Source organism: Streptococcus mitis (assembly GCF_001579035.1).
Lineage (GTDB): Bacteria > Bacillota > Bacilli > Lactobacillales > Streptococcaceae > Streptococcus > Streptococcus mitis_J.
In genome coordinates, this window is the sequence record NZ_KQ970286.1 from 39,479 (window position 1) to 40,898 (window position 1,420).

The following is a 1,420-nucleotide window of genomic DNA, read 5'->3' on the forward strand; positions in this document are numbered from 1 at the left end:
AAAAAAGTAAAAGAAGATAAAAAAGAGAGTTTCGGCTCTCTTTTTGCTTGTTAGAAAGCTGAATATGAGCATTTTCATTTAGAATTATTTCCATAAAAATGGTAAAATAGTAGGAGTAGAAATGGAGTTTGAGACATGAAAGTAATAGATCAATTTAAAAATAAGAAAGTCCTTGTTTTAGGTTTGGCCAAGTCTGGTGAATCTGCAGCTCGTTTGTTGGATAAGCTGGGTGCTATTGTGACAGTAAATGACGGGAAACCTTTCGAGGACAATCCAGCTGCGCAAAGTTTGCTGGAAGAAGGGATCAAGGTCATCACAGGCGGTCATCCTTTGGAACTCTTGGATGAAGAGTTTGCCCTTATGGTGAAAAATCCAGGTATCCCCTACAGCAATCCCATGATTGAAAAGGCTTTGGCCAAGGGAATTCCAGTCTTGACTGAGGTGGAATTGGCTTATTTGATTTCAGAAGCGCCAATTATCGGTATCACAGGTTCAAATGGAAAAACAACCACAACGACTATGATTGGGGACGTTTTGACTGCTGCTAGGCAACATGGTCTTTTATCAGGAAATATCGGCTATCCTGCCAGTCAGGTTGCTCAAACAGCGTCAGATAAGGATACGCTTGTCATGGAACTTTCTTCTTTCCAACTCATGGGAGTTCAAGAATTTCATCCTGAGATTGCGGTTATTACCAACCTCATGCCAACTCATATCGATTATCATGGTTCGTTTGAGGCCTATGTAGCAGCCAAGTGGAATATCCAGAACAAGATGACAGCAACTGATTTCCTTGTCTTGAACTTTAACCAAGACTTGGCAAAAGAATTGGCTAGCAAAACACAAGCTACTGTTGTACCATTTTCAACACTTGAAAAGGTTGATGGAGCTTATCTGGAAGATGGTCAACTCTACTTCCGTGGTGAAGTGGTCATGGCAGCGAATGAAATCGGAGTTCCAGGTAGCCACAATGTAGAAAATGCCCTTGCGACGATTGCTGTAGCCAAGCTCCGTGGTGTTGATAACCAAACCATCAAAGAAACTCTTTCAGCCTTTGGTGGTGTCAAACACCGTCTTCAATTTGTGGATGAAATCAAGGGTGTGAAGTTCTATAATGATAGCAAATCAACCAATATCTTGGCAACTCAAAAAGCCTTGTCAGGATTTGACAATAGCAAGGTCATTTTGATTGCAGGTGGTTTGGACCGTGGCAATGAGTTTGATGAGTTGGTTCCAGACATTTCTGGACTCAAGAAGATGGTCATCCTTGGTCAATCTGCTGAGCGTGTCAAACAGGCAGCATATAAGGCTGGTGTGTCTTATGTGGATGCGACTGATATTGCAGATGCGACCCGCAAGGCCTACGAGCTTGCGACTCAAGGAGATGTGGTTCTTCTCAGTCCTGCCAATGCCAGCTGGG

1 protein-coding gene is annotated in these 1,420 nt (G+C 42.7%); it reads left to right on the forward strand.

Features of this window, described 5'->3' with window-relative positions; genetic code table 11:
- Window positions 1-135: 135 nt before the first annotated feature.
- Window positions 136-1,420, forward strand: a 1,285-nt coding sequence (murD, locus tag SMIDD26_RS02465) for a UDP-N-acetylmuramoyl-L-alanine--D-glutamate ligase (RefSeq protein ID WP_246746862.1), incomplete at its 3' end; no start/stop codon positions are given.